The 3,153-nt window shown below is 63.6% G+C and carries 5 protein-coding genes; 2 read left to right on the plus strand and 3 right to left on the minus strand.

What is annotated here, in order from left to right; all coding sequences use genetic code 11:
- Positions 1–36: 36 nt before the first annotated feature.
- Positions 37–747, minus strand: a complete 711-nt coding sequence (locus AB0L57_RS28865; protein ID WP_364968691.1) for an NUDIX domain-containing protein — start codon at positions 745–747, stop codon at positions 37–39.
- 266 nt (positions 748–1,013) lie between these two features.
- Positions 1,014–1,412: a PPOX class F420-dependent oxidoreductase gene (locus AB0L57_RS28870; protein ID WP_364968693.1), complete on the minus strand. Its 399-nt coding sequence runs from the start codon at positions 1,410–1,412 to the stop codon at positions 1,014–1,016.
- A gap of 330 nt (positions 1,413–1,742) precedes the next feature.
- Here AB0L57_RS28870 and AB0L57_RS28875 point away from each other — a divergent pair, with 330 nt between their 5' ends.
- Together AB0L57_RS28875 and AB0L57_RS28880 are read left to right on the plus strand one after the other, a co-directional pair.
- Entirely contained in the window at positions 1,743–2,030 is a 288-nt protein-coding gene (locus AB0L57_RS28875) for a metalloregulator ArsR/SmtB family transcription factor (protein ID WP_364968695.1), read from the plus strand.
- Positions 2,027–2,416 (plus strand): VOC family protein, encoded by a 390-nt coding sequence (locus AB0L57_RS28880; protein WP_364968697.1) that lies wholly within the window; start codon positions 2,027–2,029, stop codon positions 2,414–2,416. The genes AB0L57_RS28875 and AB0L57_RS28880 overlap by 4 nt, the downstream gene beginning before the upstream one ends.
- 74 nt (positions 2,417–2,490) lie before the next feature.
- Here the strand turns inward: AB0L57_RS28880 and AB0L57_RS28885 are convergent, their stop codons facing one another.
- Positions 2,491–2,709 (minus strand): MbtH family protein, encoded by a 219-nt coding sequence (locus AB0L57_RS28885; RefSeq protein ID WP_364968699.1) that lies wholly within the window; start codon positions 2,707–2,709, stop codon positions 2,491–2,493.
- Between the last annotated feature and the right edge of the window lie 444 nt (positions 2,710–3,153).

A 3,153-nucleotide genomic window follows, 5' to 3' on the forward strand; every position in this document is an offset into this window, starting at 1 on the left:
TTTTACCACTTCCCGGGCGGTTTCGCCGCAGTCCGATCAGGCCGGTCGCATCAGCGGCGGATGCAGGACCTTGGCGGGACCGGCCCGATAGAGTTTGGCGGGCCGGCCGCCGTCGCGAGTACTCGTGGTGCCGGTGGCGACCACGAAACCCGGTGTGGTGGTGACCTTGCGATGAAAATTGCGCGGATCGATCGCGGTACCCCAGACGACCTCGTAGACCCGCCGTAATTCGGCGACCGTGAAATTCGATCCGCAGAACGCGGTGGCCAGTGGTGTGTATTCCAGCTTGGCCCGGGCCCGCTCGACCCCGTCGGTGAGAATGCGCCGATGATCGAAGGCCAGCCGCCCCCGCTCGGCGAGCAGCTGCTCCACCGACCAGATCCCCGCCGCGGTCGCCTCCGCCCCCGCCTGCGGCGGCGGCAGATTCGGCACCAGCGCCAGATAGGCGGTACTGATGACCCGCCCACGTGGATCACGACCGGGTTCGCCGTAGGTCGCCAGCTGCTCCAAATGCATGCGATCCCCGCGAAGTCCGGTCTCTTCCTTCAATTCACGCACGGCTGCCGCCGACAAACTCTCCTCCGGCCGCACGAAACCCCCGGGCAACGCCCATCTTCCGCGATACGGCGCGTACAACCGCTGCACCAGCAACCCACACAGAGTGTCGTTGGCAGTGTGCCGAGCGCCCAGGGTCAGAACCACCAAATCGACCGCAACCGCTGCATTGAGGCGAAAACCACTGCCCATGAACGGCATTGTAATCGTCAGGGTGACGATAAAAGTCGGTGGCTGTATCGCTCACCGAATCGCCCGGTGTGAGAAATCCGGCCACCAGCGGAATCCCGGAAGGTGAGCACCAATTCCGCTATCTCTCACGGCGAGGTATCGATATTGGCATATCGAATCCCGGGCAAAAGGCCGCCGAGGGCAACCCACTTTTCGGGCTTCAGCAGCAGTGCGCTGAAGCGGCACCGTCGACGCCGCTCACCCACTCCCCCAGCGCATTGGATGCTCTACTCGGCGGCGCGGCCGGCGAAGTCGAAGGATCCGCCGTCGATTCCCCAGGAGATGATCCGTTCGGGATGAATGCGGATGATCGCACGCTCCTGAGACTGGAACGGCGGCTCCTCGTCATCGAGCGCCTCGGCCGTGCCACGCACCTCGATGCCGCGAATCACGTACGGCTCCAATGACACCTGCTGGTCGACGACGAATGACACCCGGCCGCCCGCCGCGACATTCCGATACTTCCGGCTGGCGCGCATCCGCATACCCCCGATGTCGATCGTGCCGTCGGCGTTCACCCGATACCCGGTCGGATTGTTCTGCACAACGCCGTCGGCCGACACCGTGGCGAGCCGGCCGATCCCGGCCTCCGCGAGGAACTGCTGCTCATTGCTGGTGAAGGTCATGTCGCTACTCCTCGTCCTGAATTCTAGCGGCGCTAGATACTGGAGTTACGATAACATCGCGCTCGCTAGCATGTCTAGTATTGCTAGCTTTTTGGATCATCATCGTCCTGCGCCGGTCGCCATCGACTCGATCGTCGTCGCTCCCCTCGTACTGCGCAGACCGGTGACACCGCAGGGCGCCGCGGCAGCGATGGCGATGGCGATGGCGATGGCGATGAATGGCAGCCCATTACATCGCGCATTGCTGCGCCGGCGACAGCGGGCGAAAGATGCTCCGAATTCGCCCGCCCGTCGTTGACAGGCAAGTATCCACTTGCCTATGGTGGCTTCGTGGGCGATATCTTCAAGGCCCTTGCCGACCCCACTCGGCGAATCATTCTCGATGAACTCGCCGAGCGTGATGGCCAGACATTGTTCGAGATCTGCGTCCGGCTGACCGGACGGCATCAACTGAATTCGACGCGCCAGGCCGTATCCCAGCATTTGGCCGTGCTGGAGGATGCCGGGCTGATCCGCACGCGCAAGCAGGGGCGGTACAAGTTCCACGACCTCGACACCACACCATTGGCCGCCATCTTCGAGCGGTGGCCGATCACCGGGAAAGGGCAGACGCCGTGAAAATCTATGTCACCAGTGTTTTCGTCGACGACCAGCAGAAGGCCCTCGACTTCTACACCGGCGTACTCGGCTTCACCAAGAAGAACGACATTCCGCTGGGTGCGGGGGCTCGGTGGCTGACGCTGGTCTCACCCGAGGACCCCGAGGGCACCGAACTGTTGCTCGAGCCCGACAGCCATCCTGTCGTCGGCCCGTACAAATCCGGACTGGTCGCGGACGGAATTCCGGCGGCATCCTTCCAGGTCACGGACGTGCAGGCCGAGCACGAGCGGCTGACCGGCCTGGGCGTCACCTTCACCCAGCAGCCGTTCGCCGCGGGCCCGGTGACCACCGCCGTATTCGACGACACCTGCGGAAATCTCATCCAGATCGTCACCCCCGCATAGCCGCCCGCCGCAGCACCCGGTAGGTGTGTGCGCCGCGACGTGCCGAGTGGGGGCATGTCGCGGCGCGGGGGTATTCACTGGGCGTGCCGGCGCATGGCTTCGATCAGCGAGGCAGGACGCATATCGGTCCAATGCGATTCGACGTAGTCGAGGCAGAGCCCACGCAGCTGGGGCCCGTACACGATCGTCCATCCACTCGGGACGGCCGCGAACACCGGCCACAGCGAATGCTCGCCTTCGGAATTGGTCAGGACGTAGAACTCGGCATCGTCATCGTCGAATGGGTTGCTCATTCGAATACCTTTCTTGCGGAACTGTTCACGACCACCGGGACGGATCGCGGCGGGCGATGGTGCGGGCCCGCGACGGCCGGGCCCGCACCACGATCAAGCGCCCGGTGTCACCGACACCGCCGATCCGGTGGAGAGCAGGGTGGCCAGTGCGGTGAAGATACTGCCGAGTCCGGCGCTTCCGGTATCCATATCCGATATTCCCTTTCCGATGGGGGTGATTACTTCGGGGTGTACGCGATGCTCGATCCGGAACTGAGGAAGGTCAGTATCTGGGTGAGGATTGCGGCGTAGTCGACTGTGCCGTCCATTTCGTATTCCTTTCTTTCTTCACGGGTCGCGGTCGTCGGCGCGACAGGGCGCTCGACCACCGCACGGAATCACGATTCGATTCCGGGCTTCGGTGGCGAATTTTGTTACTCCTCAGAGCAATTCGCGTCTATCGGG

Source organism: Nocardia sp. NPDC052254 (assembly GCF_040679495.1).
Taxonomy (GTDB): Bacteria; Actinomycetota; Actinomycetes; order Mycobacteriales; family Mycobacteriaceae; genus Nocardia.

What these genes read in the sequence shown, in the direction of transcription:
- AB0L57_RS28865 (WP_364968691.1), bottom strand. Translation starts at nt 747, where the DNA reads ATGGGCAGTGGTTTTCGCCTCAATGCAGCGGTTGCGGTCGATTTGGTG.
- AB0L57_RS28870 (WP_364968693.1), bottom strand. Translation starts at nt 1,412, where the DNA reads ATGACCTTCACCAGCAATGAGCAGCAGTTCCTCGCGGAGGCCGGGATC.
- AB0L57_RS28885 (WP_364968699.1), bottom strand. Translation starts at nt 2,709, where the DNA reads ATGAGCAACCCATTCGACGATGACGATGCCGAGTTCTACGTCCTGACC.